Origin of the sequence: Kribbella rubisoli (assembly GCF_004217145.1) — a bacterium.
GTDB lineage: Bacteria > Actinomycetota > Actinomycetes > Propionibacteriales > Kribbellaceae > Kribbella > Kribbella rubisoli.
This window is the reverse complement of record NZ_SHKR01000014.1, coordinates 592,237-608,664: the sequence shown is the minus strand read 5'-3', so window position 1 is coordinate 608,664 and position 16,428 is coordinate 592,237. Positions and strand designations below refer to the sequence as shown.

Below are 16,428 nucleotides of genomic sequence, written 5' to 3'. Positions count from 1 at the left end.
CGCGGGGTGGCAGGCCGGATCAAGGAAGAGGACATCGCGCTGGTGCGCGAGCGGGCCCGCATCGACGACGTCGTGGGTTCGTATGTGACCTTGAAGAACGCCGGCGGTGGCAACCTGAAGGGGCTGTGCCCGTTCCACGACGAGAAGTCGCCGTCGTTCAACGTGACCCCGGCCCGCGGGTTCTTCTACTGCTTCGGCTGCCAAGAAGGCGGCGACGTCATCGACTTCATCCAGAAGATCGACCAGATCACCTTCAGTGAAGCGGTCGAGACGCTGGCGTCGAAGGTCGGCATCCAGCTGCGTTACGAGGACTCCGGCGCCCCGGTGCAGCGTGGCCCGGGCAACCAGCGGCCGCGGCTCGTCGAGGCGCACAAGGTCGCCGCCGAGTTCTACGTCGACCAGCTGTTCGGTGCGGCCGAGGCAGCGCCGGGACGGCAGTTCCTGGACAAGCGCGGCTTCGACAAGGACGCCGCTGTTCACTTCGGGGTGGGGTTCTCGCCGCGCGGTGGCGACGTACTGACCAATTACCTGCGCGGTCGCGGTTTCACGAACGCCGAGCTGGTCGCGTCGGGTTTGTCGGCCGATGGGCAGCGCGGGCTGTACGACCGGTTCCGCGGCCGGCTGATGTGGCCGATCCGGGACGCGTCGTCGGACGTGATCGGGTTCGGCGCGCGACGGCTGTTCGACGACGACCGGATCGAAGCGAAGTACCTGAACACGCCTGAGACGCCGATCTACAAGAAGTCCAAGGTCCTGTACGGCGTGGATCTCGCCCGGCGCGAGATCGCCAAGGGCCGGCAGGCCGTGGTCGTCGAGGGCTACACCGACGTGATGGCGTGCCATCTGGCCGGAGTGCAGACCGCGGTCGCCACCTGCGGTACGGCGTTCGGCGACGACCACGCGCGGGTGCTGCGACAGCTCTTGCTGGACCATGATCAGTTCCGCGGCGAAGTGATCTTCACCTTCGACGGTGACGAGGCCGGTCAGCGGGCCGCGTTGAAGGCGTTCGCGGGGGACCAGGCGTTCGCGGCGCAGACGTACGTCGCGGTCGAGCCGGACGGTCTCGACCCGTGTGATCTGCGGCTGGAGAAGGGGGATGCGGCGGTCCGTGAGCTGATCGGGCGACGCGTCCCGCTGTACCGGTTCGTGCTCGCGAATGTGCTGTCGAAGTACGACCTGGATCGCGCGGACACGCGGGTCGACGCGCTGCGCGATGCGGCCCGGCTGGTGATCAGCATTCGCGACCGGTCGAAGGTGGACGCATTCACCCGGGAGCTCGCCGGGCACCTGGGGATGGACGAGGATCAGGTGCGCTCGGAGGTTTATCGCGCTGCCGCTCGGCAGGGGGCAGCTCCTGGACAGTCTGGGCAGTCCGGGCGGCCGGGTTCTGGACAGCCTGACCAGACTGCGAGCGCGGCTGCCGCCCAGCATGGGCAGCCGGTTGGTGCGCCGCAGCAGCCTCGCCGCGCAGATGTGCCCTCCCCGCGTGACCAGCGGTACGTGATCGAGTGGGACGCCCTGAAGGTCGCGATGCAGCACCCGAACCTGGTCGGCGTCGCCTTCGACGAGCTCGACGACCACGACTTCACCCACCCCTGGCTGGCCGCGATCCGCACCGCGATGGCAAAGGCCGGCGGCCCCGCCGCGGCACCCGCAGCGGAGGCCTGGGTCGTCGCCGTACGCGATGCCATCGGCAACGATCCGGCCGCCGCAGTCGTCGGTGCACTGGCCGTCGACCCGCTACGCCTCGGCCGCGAGCCGGACGAGCAGTACGCGCAGGCCTTGCTGGCGCGACTGCAGGAACTGACCTGCGCCCGCCGCATCCAGGACCTGAAATCCAAGCTGCAACGCACGAACCCGATCGACCGTCCGGACGAGTACAACCGAATGTTCGGCGAACTCATCGCCCTCGAGGCCTACAAGGCCGAACTCCGCAACCGCGCGATCTCCGGAGCGATCTAATCCTCTTTGAGGTGCTCCACGAGCCGCGTCGTCTCCTCGGCGTACTTCGCCGCGAACTCCTCGCTGTCCGGATCAAGACCGAGCGCCCTCGCGATCTGCGGAAACACCACCGGCGCCGCGGCCAGCCCGAAGAGCGCGAGCCCCGTGTACGCCGCGTCAAGGTTGGCCGCCAGCTCACCGTCCGTCTGCCGTTGCCGGAAGTCGTCGAGCATGCTCTGGAACCGGGCCCGCTGTCCCTCCGGATCGAGCGCGCTGGTGTCGCGATCGACAGCCTCGCGCACGAGTAGGCGCAGCAGGTCAGGCTGCGCGATCGACGTGCGAGCGTAGGCCGCGACCACCTCACCAAGGGACTCCGCGTCCGCGGCGATCTCCGGCTCGCCCGCCCGCCAGCGATCGGCGACTGCTTTGTAGAGCCCTTCCTTGCCGCCGAAGTAGTACGAGATCAGCTGCTTGTTAACCCCTGCCCTAGCAGCGATCTCGCTGACCCGCGCACCGCCGAATCCGTGCGCGCCGAACTCGATCACCGCCGCGTCCAGCAACTGCTGCCTGGTGCGCTCGGCGTCCCGCTGCCGCTCGTCGGGTCCCGGTGATCTCCGCACGAAACCATCCTAGCGGACAGCCATCCGGTGTGCTAACTTAATCAACCACGCGGATGATAGAGTTTGATCTACGGATGATTGGAGACGGCGATGAAGGTTGCGATCATGGGTGCCGGCATCGGTGGACTCGCACTGGCGCAGGGACTGCTCAAGGCAGGCGTGGACGTGAAAGTGTTCGAGCGCGACCCCTCACCGAGGCACCGCAATCAGGGGTACCGGATCCACATCAGCCCGGTGGGGGAGGAGGCGCTGGCCGCGGTCCTGCCGGATGCCGTGCGACGTCGCGTGATCGCGACCGCGACTCGGCCGGGCGATCTCGTGGCGGGGTTCGACGCTCAATTGAATGTGCAGTTCGAGCAGGAGTTCCCGGTCGCGGGGCCGGACGCGGTGACGTCGGTGGACAGGTATGCGTTCCGGCGGGCGTTGATGACCGGTCTCGACGACGTGCTCGAGTTCGGCAAGCAGTTCGAGTCGTACGTCGAGACGCCGGACGGGGTCGAGATCTCCTTTGCAGACGGGACTTCTGCGGTCGCCGACGTGCTGGTCGGTGCTGATGGAGTGGGCTCGCGAGTGCGCGGGCATCTGCTGCCGGAGCACGAGGTGGTGGACATCGGGGTGCGCTGCATCTACGGAAAGGTTCCTTTGACAAAGGCCGTCCGCTCGATCGCGCCGCCGGCGTTCCTACGAGGGTTCTGCTTCGCGAGCGACGGCGCGGGGACGGGCGTGGCCTTCGGCCCGGTCGTGTTCCGCGAGCCGCCGACGGAGTACGGCGACTATCTGATGGCAGTCCTCACGGGGACCAACGAGGTGCTCGGCGCATCAGACGACGAGCTCTTCACGATGAGCCGGGCCGACCTCTGGGACATCGTGACGCGATCGGTAGCTTCCTGGCATCCGGCGATTCGTTCGTTGATCGATGCGGGCCAGGTTGATGCGGCGTTCCCCATCACACTGCGGACCTGCATCGAGGTGCCATCGTGGTCGTCGGAGCGCGTGACGTTGCTCGGCGACGCCGTACACCCGATGACACCGGCCGCCGGCGCAGGCGCCAACACGGCCCTCTGGGACGCCGCCCGCCTCACGAAGGCGCTGACCTCCGGCGAGGACCTAGCGTCGTACCAACAAGACGTGATCACCAACGGCCAAGCAGTCGTAACCGAGTCCCTCCACAACGCCGAACGCCTGTTCCGAGTGTCGATCCCGGTCTAGCTGAGCCGGTCCCGCACTTCCGGAAGCCGCTCCAACATCACCAGCGCAGTCTGGTGGCGGGCCCGCGCGTAGAGCTCGAGCGCCGGTGTGACTGCTTCGGGATCGTCGAGCGGTTCTGCGAGCGGGTATGTCGAGCCCAATGTGTAGGCGCACCCGACGGCGACCGTGGACACCAGATCGTCCAGTCGCGCTGCTGGGTGCTCTTCGCGATAGGCAACCAGCAGTTCTTGTAGTCCGTCGATCCACTCGTCGCCGAGCAGGAGGGTCCGCGGGTCGCACCCGATCCGCGCGATCTCCCAGGCAGTGAAGCGCGGACGCGGCGGCTGGAAGTCGATCACCGCACCGACCTCGTCCCCGCGCATCATCAAATTTGGCGACGCCAAGTCCCCGTGCACAACCTGCACGGTCAGCTCAGGCAGCCCGGCCAGGATCGCCGCGGCTTTCCCGAGCAACGCGCGCCGTTCCTTGGCTGCTTCCAAAGCCCAGCTCTCGAACGGGCCAAGGGCCGTCCGCCGCGCATACGCGCCGATCACTCGATCGAACTGCTCGCGCGACTGCCGGATATCCCGCACTCCTAGGGCTGCACGCACTGTCGGGGCCGCGGCCGGATGTTCCGCCAACCGCCGATGCAGCCTGCCCAACACAGTCCCGACCGCCGACCATCGCGCGCCTGAGATCCCACCCTCCGCCGTCTCGCCGTCCACGAACTCCCACAACGACATCGGCGCGCGCTCATCGATCAGCTCGCCATCGAGAGTCCGCCGTACCTCAGGCACCGGTACGCCGCCTTGCCTGGCAAACTCCGCCAGCTCGATCGCCGCACGTTCACGCTCGAGCTCCCCGCGATACACCTTCGCGAACCATCTCTGTCCGACATCGTCAACGACGCGGAGGTTGATCGTCGCCGTACCCGCCTGAATCTTGGTCACCTCGACAGCGTGCACACCGTACGACCGCGCCAAGGCGTCAGCGATCCTCTCCGCCTCACTCAGGATCGTTGCCCGTCACACCATCGACCGCTTCGCGCAGCACGTCCGCGTGCCCGGTGTGCTTCAGGTACTCCTCGAGCAGGTCGATGAGAATCCGCCGCCGGTTCGACGACCACCTCGGATCCGGGTCCGGGATGATCACGTCGAGGCCGCCGTCCGCACTCAGCTCCGCCCAAGCGGCGCGAGAACGCGCGGTAGCGCCGTACCAAAGCCCGTACAGCTCGTCCGGGTCGTCGGTGACCGCCGATTCCCAACCCCACCGATCGTTCTCGACCCAGCTCCTGCCATCCCAAGGCGCCGCGAGCGGCTGCTCCGCAGCCCGAGCCGTGAACCCGTCCTCGACAAACGCCATGTGCTTCACCAGCCCAGCCAGCGTCATCGCCGACGGCACATGCCGCCGACGCAACTGCTCCGCCCCAAGCCCACCGGTCTTCCAAGCAAACTGCCTCCGCACCCTGTCCAGCGCGAACTGCAGCATCTCCACTTCATCCCCACGCAGACACTCAACAATCGGCAACTCCCGCCAGTCCACAACTCCTCCTCCAAGCCGGGCCCCCAGCATGCCGCACCCAGTGGTCCAGCCCGCGCCCCAACCTCCGCCGATGGAGCAGGACCGATTGCGGCCGTCCGGCCAAACAGGTATGCCGCCCACCGACTCCATCGTCCCCACAGGTGTCCGGAACATCGCAAACCCGCCGCCCATCAGGTAAATCAGCACTGCCCGGAGAGCAGTGGGCTCCGGGCAGTGCGTTCGTTTGCGGGCGTTCTGGGGGAGCGTCAGCTCTCGAGCTCCGCGTCGAGTGTGATGTCGACGCCGGCCAGCGCCTTGCTGATCGGGCAGTTCGCCTTGGCGGCCTGCGCTGCCTCCGCGAAGCCGGCCTCGTCCAGACCGTCAACCTCAGCGCGAACCGTCAGCTTGATACCGGTGAGCTTGAAGCCACCGTTCGCCTGGTCCGGGCCGAGCGTCACGTCAGCCCGTACTTCGTGCGCCCGCGGCGTGCCGCCCCGCTGAGCGATCTCCGCACTCAACGACATTGCGTAGCACGCCGTGTGGGCAGCCGCGATGAGCTCCTCCGGGCTGGTGGCGCCGCCCGCGTCGTCAGCGGCGCGCTTCGGGAACGAAACGTCGTACGTCCCGACCTTCGAGCTGCTCAGCTCCACCTGCCCCGAGCCCTGCTCCAGAGTGCCGTTCCAAGCGGTCCGCGCGGTACGAGTCGGCATTGCGATCTCCTTCAGAAGTTGTCTTGTGTACAAGATATTTGTGCACAAGATATCCTGCCGTCAAGTCCCCAACGGGTGAGACGCCGACCACAGGAGCAAGCCATGACCGAGACCCGGGTCCTAGACGACCTGCTCTGCTTCGACCTGTACTCGCTGTCCCGGATAGTCACCGCCCTCTACCGCCCGGTCCTCGAACCCCACGGCCTGACCTACCCGCAGTACCTGGTCCTGGTCACCTTGACCCGCGTAGGCCCCTGCTCGATCGGCGACATAGCCCGAGCCACCCGCCTGGACCACGGCACCCTCACCCCACTACTCCGCCGCTTGGCCGACCGCGGCGTACTAACCCTCGACCGCTCCCCAACAGACGCCCGCTCGGTAACCGTCGCCCTAACTCCCGCCGGCGAGTCCCTCAAGCCGGTCCTCCATGAGGCCCAATGCCACATAGGCGATTCCCTAGGCCTAACCGAGCCGCAAGTCCGCCGCCTCCAATCCACCCTCCACCACCTGGCCGACCACCTCGACAATTCCTGACCCTCGGGCTCAGTGCCCCGGGGGCAACTGCTTGAGGATGTCTTGCCAGCCTTCGAGCGCGGCGTGGACCTGCGGGCCGGCTTTGTAGGCGACCCAGACGCACGAGATCGTCTTCATCACCTTCTTCAGGAACCCGGAGTCGCGCGCATCGGGCGCGGTGTGCAGCGAGATGGTGATCTGGCCGAGTAGACGCTCCATGGCTTGCTTGACAGCTCCCGGTCCGCCGATGCGGACATGGTCCATCGCCCAGATGATGTCGTGCAGCCGCGCGTTGATCGCGGACCGCAGATCTGTGGGCAGCGAGTCCTCGTCGGCCAGCTCATCGAGAAGTTCGCTCACTGCCGCTTTGAGGTCAGCCACTCGCTCGGGATCCGGGAGTACGCCCTCGGGTGCACAGGTAGACAGGTACGCCGACAGGCCTCCGAGGACAGCGAGCGCGTTCGGGTCAACGGCATCCGCGCCCGGGCTCGGAGTCTGTCGTGGATGGTGCTCGCTCATGATCGGCACGGCCCACTGCCGCCCGAAGGCATCGAAGAGCTCGATCTGTTCGGACGCTCCGCACTGGACGACAAGACGATGAATCTCGGGAATGAGCGCGGCGACCTCGGCAAGGGCTACCGGCACCTGCCCTTCGGGTACGCCGAGGACCGCCGCCCAGGTGGCGTGCATCGTCGAGTTGGTGTGCGCGGCGGCGCGGTAGGCGGTCAGAACGGTGTGCAACCGGCCTGCGGGGTTGTTCGCGTTACCCATAGCCTTCTTGGATCCTCTGCGGGTACTGGTTCCGTCCTGCGCACTGCTCACCACCGACTGCGCCGGCTACCAACCTGGGCCGAAGTGCACCCGCGCCGTGGGCCGGGCCTCGGGCTGCGATTCCGCCTCTCTGCCACGGCGGCCGCCGTCAAGCACCCCGTCGTCGAACCATGGTTCGCCGACAGCGGCGTGATGGGGTCCCCGATGATCCCTGGGCAACCTGCACTGCTGCCCGATCGACGGGTTATTGGCTGTACACGCCGCAGCTCGCTCCGGCTCGCGGCGTCGTCGCAGAGGCGAGATCCGGGCAAGGCACTGGTCGAGTGCGATCTGCTCCGCGTGCGTCATCTCGAGTGCAACGGCAAGCTGGTGCAGCCGCTCGGCCGTGGGCTTTCGCTGACCGGCGTACCACCCGTGCAACGTCGACCTCGAGACGCCGCTGAGTTCCTCAAGCCGCCGAAGTGATCCAGAACCCTGCCGCGCGCTGACTGTCTTGAGCACTCGTCCCAACTGCTCGAGACTCGCCACCTGCTGGATCTGCTGCAACGTCGCATCCGGCTCCCGAAGCGCCGCCCTCCGAATGCCCCACTCCCGCTCGATCTCCACCCACGTACGCCGCTCGGCCACGTGCGTCCGCGCTTGGGTGGCGCTAACGGTCTTCCATAGCCGCAGCCAACACCTGAGCTGATCCCCGCCAACGCCGCAGGCATCCAGAATCGCCCGCACCAACTTCCAGTTCGGAAACCGCGCCCCGGTGAGCGACCGCGCAATATGCGGATGAGAGTAGTTGCCGCTCTCAGCAATCTGCCGAACCGTCTTCCCGGCCCGCCTGCGCACGGATCTCAGCAGGTAAGCGAACTCATGGCGGTAGTACTCAACACGCCATTCATCAGACCCGAACTGGGGAGCTGCCACAGCCGACCTCCGGTGCACCTGCAAATGCACGTGCATATGCACGATGTTGGTCTAGACGATAGCCCCTCCAAACAACGAGATCCAGACCACATCCCCACCTGGCACCAGCCGGTGCCTACACAGCAGTCACAAGCCTCTGACCTGCGGAAATGCCCCAAGTGTCGTCCCGCATCTGTCCGATCTACCGACGCCAGAGCAACATCACCTCCGGCACGCGTCACACCCGGATCGCGAACCCGAGCCCGTCTCCCACCCCCGACGCGGTCTCACGAATCACGAGGCAGGGCGCTACCGCAGTACCGGGAACGGCGTCCGTCTCACCTCAACTCCACACCTCGGGAACGAGAGCGCTCCCTGGCACCGTGGTGCCAGGGAGCGCTGGATAGTGAGGTCAGAGCCGCGGATCGCGGGGGCGCTCCACGCGCTCTTCGCGGATCACGGTCTGGCTGGACCGGGAGCGGCTGGTCAGGAAGATCGTCAGTACCAGCCCGAGCGCGCCGGCGCCCATCAGGATGTAGCCGATCATCGTCAGGTCCACTCCACTGATCCGGTCGGACACCCCGAATGCCAGGACTCCGCCTACCGCCAGCAGGAAGATTCCCGCACCGATACCCATCACATGCCTCCTCAAGTGCGCTTCACCCGGGGGCGTTCGCGCGTCCGGGCCATCGCTCCTGCCCGCTGTGCCCGACCGAACCACCGGCGAAACGGCCGCAGGGCACCGCGTACGGGCTGTTTGACCCTGTCTGTTCAGTGGTATTAAGGCAGGTGGGGTTGTGGGGCGCTGTGATGGCGCCGGGGGTTGTTTTCCGGCTGTTGGCCGGGACAAGGGGGAATTGTGAGCAGGTTTTCGATCGTCCAGTTCAACTGGCCGTGCCCCGGCTCCGGGTATGTCGCGCTCGCGCAGTTCCGACGACCAGTCAGCGAGTTTCGCTCGCTGTAGTTGGATGTTCGAGGGAGGGGTCCAATGTTCAGGTACGTCACGCGCGCAGCCGTCGTGGCAGGGAGCGTCGCCGGGCTGCTGTGGGTCGCAGCCAGTCCCGGTACGGCGACCAGCGGCCAAGAGCGGCAGTTCGTCGTCCTTTACGCCCAGGGCGGCTCCGCTGACGCCGCGCATGCCGCGATAGCCGCCGCCGGCGGCACGCTGCTCAGCGAGAACACGGCGATCGGAGTCGCCACCGTCACCACCAAGAGTGCGAGTTTCCAGGCGGCTGCAGACGCCTCGTCCGCGATCGCGGGCGTGGCGCGAAGCACGGTCATCGGCCACGCGCCTGACGACGGCGCGGCTGTTGGGCAGCCGAGCGTGAAGCTCGACCCCGCACAGACCGACCTCAAAGGTGCAAAAGCAGGCAGTGAGAAGGCGAAGAACGGGAAGAAGCAAGAGCCGCTGGCCGGGCTGCAATGGGACATGCAGCAGATCGGCGCCACCGCCGACGGCTCCCAGCGCTACGAGCAGGGCAACGGCGTACGGGTCGGCATCATCGACACCGGCGTCGACGGCACCCATCCCGACATCGCCAAGAACTTCGACAAGGCGCTGAGCCGCAACTTCACGACAGACATCCCGGTCGACGCGAACGGCGCGATAGTCGACGGGCCGTGCGAACACCCGAGCTGCGTCGACCCGGCCGACGAGGACGACAACGGTCACGGTACGCACGTCGCGTCCGAGATCGCGTCGCCGGTCAACAAGCTCGGCATCGCGGGCATCGCGCCCAAGGCGACGATCGTCAACCTGCGGGCCGGACAGGATTCGGGCTTCTTCTTCCTGCAGCCCACGGTCGATGCGCTGACCTACGCCGGCGATCACGGCATCGACGTCGTGAACATGAGCTTCTACGTCGATCCGTGGCTGTTCAACTGCGCCGACAATCCGGCCGATTCGCCCGAGTTCCAGGCCGAGCAGCGAACTGTCGTGACGGCGATGCAGCGGGCGCTCGACTATGCCTACAACCATGGCGTCACGCTGGTCGCGGCGGCGGGCAACGGCGCGAGTGACTACAGCAAGACGATCGTCGACGCCTCGAGCCCGGACTTCGCCGCCGTGCCCGGTGAAGCGCCGTACGAGCGGACAATCCCGCCCTCGTGTACCTCGATGCCGTCAGAGGGCAACCATGTCCTCTCGGTGACGAGCACCGGCATCTCCAAGCGCAAGGCCTACTACTCGGACTTCGGCAACGGCTACGCCGACGTGTCCGCACCTGGCGGGGACGTATACGACACCGCTGACAACAAGCGCGACATCACGAAGGCCATCCTCGCCGCGTACCCGAAGCACCTCGCCGAGGAGCGCGGTCAGCTCAATCCCGACGGCACGCCGAACACGCCCAGCGTCGTCGAGAGCTGCCACAAGAACGTCTGCGCCTACTACCAGTACCTCCAAGGCACCTCTATGGCGTCCCCGCACGCCGCCGGCGTCGCCGCACTCGCAGTCGGCCGCCTCGGCACCCGCGACCACACCAACGGCGGCCTGAAGGCTTCGCCAGCCGCCGTAGAGCAGCTACTGCGCGGCACGGCAACCAACACGCCGTGCCCGACCCCGGCGGCGTTCACCTACACGCGCCAAGTCCTGCAACCCGACGGCTCCTTCCTGACCGTAACGTCCACCCAGACCTGCGAAGGCACACCGACGAACAACGGCTTCTTCGGCGACGGCCTCCTCAACGCCACAAAGGTCGCCCGAGGACACTAACCAACAGTCCGGCGCCGGAACCCAAGGTTTCCGGCGCCGGCCTCAACAGCAGAGGTACTGCGGCCGCCGTCGCAGGGCACGGCCTGCCGTTTCCGGAGTAGGGCGGACGGGACTCGACGTCAGCCGGTGCTCCCAGGTCTGGCAGCCCATCGAGCCCGCTGGCGAACTCCACCGTCACGGTGAGCCCGCCTCCGCCGTCGTCGCGTTCGACCGCGATCACATGCAGCCCGACCCAACCAACCCTGGAGGGCCTCGACCCCACCCAGCCTCAGCTCACCCGCGCAAGTCGCTCACGCCGCCCCCACGTACGAAGAGCCGGTCATCCTCGCGGGGAAGATCACGGCACAGTTCGACGCATTTCCGCGGACTCTTATCCCGTGCCGCCGTCACGGATCGGCGGGCGGGTGACAAGGATGACCACGCTGACCAACAGGACCCAGGCGGGGAAGAGCAGCTGAGTCCATCGGTGTTCACCGGCCGCCAATAGCAGTACCAGCGCGACGAGGTAGCCGAGGACCGCGACCCACCGGGGAACGGCCGCCGTGCGAAGCCCGACTGTGCTGACCGAGAGGGTGAATACCGCAGCCATCCGCATGGCATAGACCGGGATGAGTGTCTGCGTGCTGCCGCGACCGAAGGCCCAGACATCGGGGTTGACGTTGGCTCCCGCGAGCATCTCCATCATGCTGGTCGTGGTGACTGCGCCTACGAAAAGCATCGCCAGGAAGAGCAGACCGCTGCCCAGGAACACCGTGGAGAACAGGCGGTCCTCGACAGTGCCCAGCTGCTCCCGAAATTGGGCGCTCATCTCACTCCGTTCCTCTCGACGACCACCACAGCACGGCCGAGTGCATCGTATGCTCAGGGCCGGCGCGTTCGGAGGGAACACCGATGGCTCCGCTCCCTGGCTTGAGCAGAATCGGCCAGAGGGCAAGAGTCGGTCGTTCGGGGGCGGCTGGCTCCCACAGCATCGACCGCGCCGAGGTCGTCGTGTCCGGCCGATACCGGGCCGGCGGTCGCCCCGGCGACCGCATTGCCCTGGCCGCCTACCTCGGCGGCTCGGCCGGGTTCGACCGGGCGGTCGCCGAGTTAATGCTTCCGGGGGATTCACCGGGATGCCGCTTTCCGAGCCAGTGCGCCCGGCACGGGCCGGCTGCTCGAGCGTCTGCTCCGGCGAGCGATCGCGAAGGCGGCAGATGCGCTTGTCCGGCGGATGGACGGGGCCGGTCCGTTGCGGCTCGTGGGCCCGGGCGGGATCATCCGTTCGGCATGACGCGCCCGCACGGCGGGCAGAGACGGCGCGGGGGTTACCGCCTGTGGATCAGAGTGACCGGCGTTGTCGCCGGATGATCTTCCTCGCGTGACTGACCACCGAAATCGGTTCGGACACCGCTGCGGGTGGCGATGGCCCGCCAGTGAGCCCGAGCGGATTGGTCCCGCTCCGAACCTCCCGGACTCGCCCCCAAGTGAAGAGGCGAACGTGCCCACGCAGCGAGACGTCCGGCCTTCGACAACGCCAAGCACGACAACCCGACGGCGTCCGCAGAACCTGGTCATGCAGTCCAGGTCAGCGCAGTCGAGTGAACTCAATTCTCACATCGACATTCTCCACCGGCGAGACACCGACATAACGCTCCTAGCCGCCACCGGCCGCGGGCGGCAAGTCCATCGACGCCCGCAGGTCCACCAATGGCATGTACGGGACCGTGATGAGGCCACGGGTCGGCCGGTCGAGGTCGAAGGTGACCAGCAGCAGGAGCGAGACGAACACGGCGGCGAGCATGATTGGTAGCAGGCCACGGCCGAGCACAGTGAGGTAGAGGCCAAGCAGTCCCAACGCCACCGATGCGCCGACCACCTCGAGGACCAGGACCGTTGTGGGCACACGGTTGCCGAGTGCTGCGACACGCGAGGTCTGGCTGTCGATCATCGAGTTCAGACTGTCGGCGTACAGGCGTGGAGCGCTGGCATCGGGGGCCTCCCGCAGCGAGTCTGCGGCGAGCGCCCACAGTTCACGCTGGATGGCCCCGCCGTTCGCCACGACGCGCCGTGCCTCGGCGGAGCCAGGCCGCGTGGTCGACAGACGGATCTCCACATCGGTGTAGCGCTTCAGCAACTCCAGCGACTGGCTACGGACGGGCTCCGACAACGTCTGCGCCCGGAGATAGGTCGTACCGATCGCGTTCGTCTCCTTCACCAGCTCGACCCGCCGGGTCTCGTACCGACCCACCGCCATCGTCAATCCGAAGGCGAGGATGAGCGCCACGAACCCCAGCAACGCCGCCTGCACGACTCCGATCGGCTCCCGCCACGTCTCGTGGCGACCGTGCAACCGACGCCCGACCAGCACACCGATAGCGCACGATCCCAGCACGATCACAAACAGAACGACACCAAGCACCAGGCTGGAAAGGGCGAAAAACATATAGACCCCCAAACAAGGCAGCCGCGCTGGACGCGTGGCCTTGATTGTCGCCCCGGCGCGTGCGCCGCCACATCCTCCGAGCCGGATAACCTCTGCTGGCCTGAGTTTCCCCTCGTAGCGTGGAGACATCCCCTGAGAAGGTGAGGGTGATGGCTGAGGCACGACGCAAGTCGCGCCTTCCCTGCTTTTCGGTCGGTCCAGCGCAGTGCGCACATCTCTCCGCGGCGGATTCCTGTCGTGGTCTTCGTCGACAGGAACGAGCCCCAGTCCTGGTCTTCCTCCCATGCCGCGGTGCGGGCCCCAGCCGGGATGCACCCGGCGCAGCTCCAAGATCCTGGCCTCGACGATCCCGCCGAGCTGATGCGGGCACGACGCCGGCCGGCGCGACCGCGGTGCCAACCCGGCCAGGCCCTCGTCTTCGTAACGCCGCGGCCAGGCATGCACCGACTGGCGCGACACGCCCCACTGCTCGGCTACCTCGCTCACCGACCGCCCATCGGACAGCACCGCGAGTACCGCCTGGTACTTCTGCTCCTGCACGCTCAACTCCTGCAACATGAGTCGAGTGTCAAGAAACAACCGAAGCCACCGTCAAGCATCTACCGGAGCCACGTAAAGCAAGAGCCCGAGCCAACCTGTCAAGGATGACCTGGACTCATACAGTTTCTGGGTAGGGCGGACGGGACTCGAAGCCGTGACCCAGGGATTATGAGGGCCACGCCACGTACCAGGCTGGCCAACTTCAGGCTCCGGGAGTTCGGATTCCTACCCCGCTAGCCGACTCAGTCCACTCTATTCGACACGATTTCATGGCATGAACCATGGCACGCCGCGATGGATCCACGTTGGCCGCGAGCGTGGAACGGCGGCCGGAATGCCCGCCGTCGACGGCCGGAAAAGCCTCGGGGCAGCCCATCCGAACAGCCTGTGGGTCGCTATGTCGCGGCCGCGAACGCTGACGGCGATCGTCACGGCAAGCCAGATGCTGGACATGACTTCGACGTTGCCAGCACCGGAGTCCGCCTGGCATCACCCGCAGGGTATGACTCAGCCGGTGCGGGCCGGACCTGGCTGATCACCGATCACGCCCGACCCGCACGTCGGGACGTCGCTCGGCCGGACGAGCAACCGCCCGTCTCCCCGTCGGCCGGACATCGGCGGGCCCGTTGCCTCTGGAGGCCGCTTCGGCGTAGCTTGGCGAACGGGGGGCACATGGTTCGGTCACGTGGGTTTGCTTGGCTCGATGGGCTTCACGAAGCCTCGCTGCAGACTGCACAGGCAGGCCCGATATGAACGCCAGGGCGCCGAGGCTGGAGGCACGATTCTGGCGAAGTCGACGGTCGGCAGCCGTCGCAGGGATCGTGTTCGGAGTGCTGCTCCTGGCAGCGTTGACGATGCTCCGCGTCGCACTTTCCGCGGACAGCCTTCAGTCGCTGGAATCCGACCCAGCGCGACGAAGGCTGATCCGGATCAGTCTCCACCTCGTGCCGTTTGCCGGAATCGCCTTTCTGTGGTTCATCGGCGTCGTTCGTGATCAGCTCGGTGACGTCGAGGACCGGCTCTTCTCCACCGTCTTCCTAGGCAGTGGGCTTCTCTTCCTGGCCATGCTCTTCATTGGCGCCGTCACGGCGTCCAGCATGACGGCGATGCTCGCGGGATCGGACGTCAACGCCGACGTCTGGGCGTACGGCCGCACCAGCACGCAGGCGCTCATTTCCGTCTACGCCATGCGCATGGCCGCAGTGTTCACGCTCTCGGTGAGTACCGTGGGTCTGCGCACTTCAGCGTTCCCCCGATGGGTGGCAATCCTCGGCTATCTTGTCGCGGTGGTGCTGCTGGTGGCCGCCGGTGAACACCGATGGACCCAACTAGCCTTTCCCGCTTGGGTTCTCCTCGTCAGCGTGGTAATTCTCTTCACCCGCCCGCCAATCCGTGAAGTCGCCGCTGAACAGACGGACCCCCCGTCATGATGGCGTCCCACTACCGCAACGCCATGTGAGCTCGTAGTTCGGACTCGGGTCCTCGATGAGGGGTCGCCGCTGACGTCCACCGTCACCCTGTGGACGATGCCGGTGACGCGGTCGCGACAGTGACACATCGCGCGGAATGGGAAGACGATCTGCGACCGCCCCGGTCGAGCGGCTGCAGGTCAGGAGGGTGCGTACTTCGGGGGCAGAATCGTCTGCGTGCGGATCCTCCTCACACGCTGCTTATCGGACGAGGCGGCGCGCAGGTTTCGGCGATCTGCATCACCCCAATCAGATGAGGCGATTTCTGCCGTTGCGGGCTTGACTGGTCGCACGAACGTTCTCGCCTCCATCCTCATCGTTGTCGCGGTGACCGTCCTGGCCATCGCGGGCATGCTGGTTGTGCGCCGTCATGCGCCGGACGGTAGTTTCTTCCACGACGGGGACCGCGCGGCAGGCGTGTTCGGCGTACTGGCCACCGGTTTCGCAGTCCTGTCGGGTTTCGTTGTGTTCTTGGCCTTCACCAGCTACGACACCGCCCGCACGGGGGCGGAGCGGGAGGCGCTGATCGTCTCCCAGCAGGTCGAGACCGCACAGTTCTTTCCGGAACCTGCCCGCACGGAGCTGACCAATGAACTCGTCTGCTACGCCCGCTCGGTGGCCGGAGTCCAGTGGGACCGGATGCAGGCCGGCACGCTGGGCGAGGAGCTGAATCCCTGGGCCGGCGAGATGTTCCAGACGCTGCAGACGGTCAAGCCGAGCAATGCGACCGAGCAGTCCGCCTTCGACATCTGGCTGAGTCAGCGACAGACTCGCGAGGAGGCCCGCAGCGACCGCTTACACGGGGCCGTCGGAGTGATCCCGGCCCCGCTGTGGGTGGTGCTGTTCTTCGTGTCAGGTCTCATTCTCTTGTACATGCTCTTCTTCGCCGACAGCGGCGAACGGCCAGTGGTCCAGGCCCTTCTCGTGGGCACGGTGGCCTCCGTCGTCACATCGCTGCTCTTGCTGCTGGGCGCGCTCAACCAGCCATTCCATGAGGGCTTCGGTGGCCTTCGGCCCGTGGCCATGCAGCGAACGTTGCAGATCATCGACGAGGAGCTTGTGGTGGCCAACCAGAACGTGTCTCCTCCCTGCGACGCCCGCGGGAACCCGCAGTAGGCGCCGG

At 66.7% G+C, this 16,428-nt stretch carries 15 protein-coding genes and 1 pseudogene; 6 read left to right on the top strand and 10 right to left on the bottom strand.

Going from position 1 to position 16,428, the window contains the following annotated elements:
* The first annotated feature begins 6 nt into the window (after positions 1 to 6).
* On the top strand, positions 7 to 1,962 hold the full coding sequence (dnaG, locus tag EV645_RS28420) for a DNA primase (RefSeq protein WP_130447067.1): 1,956 nt from the start codon (positions 7 to 9) through the stop codon (positions 1,960 to 1,962).
* On the opposite strand, the gene EV645_RS28415 is transcribed toward dnaG, so the two are convergent.
* Positions 1,959 to 2,561 (bottom strand): TetR/AcrR family transcriptional regulator, encoded by a 603-nt coding sequence (locus EV645_RS28415; protein WP_130447066.1) that lies wholly within the window; start codon positions 2,559 to 2,561, stop codon positions 1,959 to 1,961. The two genes, dnaG and EV645_RS28415, sit on opposite strands and share 4 nt — an antisense overlap.
* A gap of 90 nt (positions 2,562 to 2,651) precedes the next feature.
* On the opposite strand from EV645_RS28415, the gene EV645_RS28410 reads away from it, so the two are divergent.
* Positions 2,652 to 3,770: an FAD-dependent oxidoreductase gene (locus EV645_RS28410; RefSeq protein ID WP_130447065.1), complete on the top strand. Its 1,119-nt coding sequence runs from the start codon at positions 2,652 to 2,654 to the stop codon at positions 3,768 to 3,770.
* Here the strand turns inward: EV645_RS28410 and EV645_RS28405 are convergent.
* The 3 genes from EV645_RS28405 to EV645_RS28395 all read right to left on the bottom strand — a co-directional run bounded on the left by EV645_RS28405 (position 3,767) and on the right by EV645_RS28395 (position 5,980).
* Entirely contained in the window at positions 3,767 to 4,699 is a 933-nt protein-coding gene (locus EV645_RS28405) for a phosphotransferase enzyme family protein (RefSeq protein WP_198681895.1), read from the bottom strand. The genes EV645_RS28410 and EV645_RS28405 overlap by 4 nt on opposite strands.
* A 55-nt stretch (positions 4,700 to 4,754) precedes the next feature.
* Positions 4,755 to 5,237 (bottom strand): mycothiol transferase, encoded by a 483-nt coding sequence (locus tag EV645_RS28400; protein WP_242000714.1) that lies wholly within the window; start codon positions 5,235 to 5,237, stop codon positions 4,755 to 4,757.
* 299 nt (positions 5,238 to 5,536) lie between these two features.
* Positions 5,537 to 5,980, bottom strand: a complete 444-nt coding sequence (locus EV645_RS28395) for an OsmC family peroxiredoxin (RefSeq protein WP_130447063.1) — start codon at positions 5,978 to 5,980, stop codon at positions 5,537 to 5,539.
* A gap of 102 nt (positions 5,981 to 6,082) precedes the next feature.
* Here EV645_RS28395 and EV645_RS28390 point away from each other — a divergent pair, with 102 nt between their 5' ends.
* Positions 6,083 to 6,514, top strand: a complete 432-nt coding sequence (locus EV645_RS28390) for a MarR family winged helix-turn-helix transcriptional regulator (RefSeq protein WP_130447062.1) — start codon at positions 6,083 to 6,085, stop codon at positions 6,512 to 6,514.
* A 9-nt stretch (positions 6,515 to 6,523) separates the two neighbouring features.
* On the opposite strand, the gene EV645_RS28385 is transcribed toward EV645_RS28390, so the two are convergent.
* The 3 genes from EV645_RS28385 to EV645_RS28375 all read right to left on the bottom strand — a co-directional run bounded on the left by EV645_RS28385 (position 6,524) and on the right by EV645_RS28375 (position 8,795).
* Positions 6,524 to 7,264, bottom strand: a complete 741-nt coding sequence (locus EV645_RS28385) for a hypothetical protein (protein WP_130447061.1) — start codon at positions 7,262 to 7,264, stop codon at positions 6,524 to 6,526.
* Positions 7,265 to 7,330: 66 nt separating this feature from the next.
* Entirely contained in the window at positions 7,331 to 8,215 is an 885-nt protein-coding gene (locus EV645_RS28380; protein ID WP_242000740.1) for a transcriptional regulator, read from the bottom strand.
* 355 nt (positions 8,216 to 8,570) lie between these two features.
* Positions 8,571 to 8,795 carry a DUF6458 family protein gene (locus EV645_RS28375; RefSeq protein WP_130447059.1) on the bottom strand — a complete coding sequence of 75 codons (225 nt, stop codon included), beginning with the start codon at positions 8,793 to 8,795 and terminating at the stop codon, positions 8,571 to 8,573.
* A 351-nt stretch (positions 8,796 to 9,146) separates the two neighbouring features.
* On the opposite strand from EV645_RS28375, the gene EV645_RS28370 reads away from it, so the two are divergent.
* Positions 9,147 to 10,871, top strand: coding sequence for a S8 family serine peptidase (locus EV645_RS28370; protein WP_130447058.1), 1,725 nt, complete (start codon positions 9,147 to 9,149; stop codon positions 10,869 to 10,871).
* A 370-nt stretch (positions 10,872 to 11,241) separates the two neighbouring features.
* On the opposite strand, the gene EV645_RS28365 is transcribed toward EV645_RS28370, so the two are convergent.
* The 3 genes and pseudogenes from EV645_RS28365 to EV645_RS42915 form a co-directional block, all read right to left on the bottom strand.
* The gene (locus tag EV645_RS28365; protein ID WP_130447057.1) at positions 11,242 to 11,679 is read right to left on the bottom strand and encodes a hypothetical protein; all 438 of its coding nucleotides are present in this window, start codon (positions 11,677 to 11,679) and stop codon (positions 11,242 to 11,244) included.
* Positions 11,680 to 12,507: 828 nt separating this feature from the next.
* On the bottom strand, positions 12,508 to 13,425 hold the full coding sequence (locus EV645_RS43555; protein WP_479684500.1) for a bestrophin-like domain: 918 nt from the start codon (positions 13,423 to 13,425) through the stop codon (positions 12,508 to 12,510).
* A 159-nt stretch (positions 13,426 to 13,584) separates the two neighbouring features.
* Positions 13,585 to 13,854, bottom strand: a pseudogene (locus tag EV645_RS42915) (helix-turn-helix domain-containing protein); the annotation flags it as partial.
* A gap of 812 nt (positions 13,855 to 14,666) precedes the next feature.
* Between EV645_RS42915 and EV645_RS28350 the strand changes: the two are divergent.
* Both EV645_RS28350 and EV645_RS28345 read left to right on the top strand, forming a co-directional pair.
* Positions 14,667 to 15,266: a hypothetical protein gene (locus EV645_RS28350; protein WP_198681894.1), complete on the top strand. Its 600-nt coding sequence runs from the start codon at positions 14,667 to 14,669 to the stop codon at positions 15,264 to 15,266.
* Between the two features lie 366 nt (positions 15,267 to 15,632).
* Positions 15,633 to 16,421 carry a bestrophin-like domain gene (locus EV645_RS28345; RefSeq protein WP_130447053.1) on the top strand — a complete coding sequence of 263 codons (789 nt, stop codon included), beginning with the start codon at positions 15,633 to 15,635 and terminating at the stop codon, positions 16,419 to 16,421.
* Positions 16,422 to 16,428: the final 7 nt, after the last annotated feature.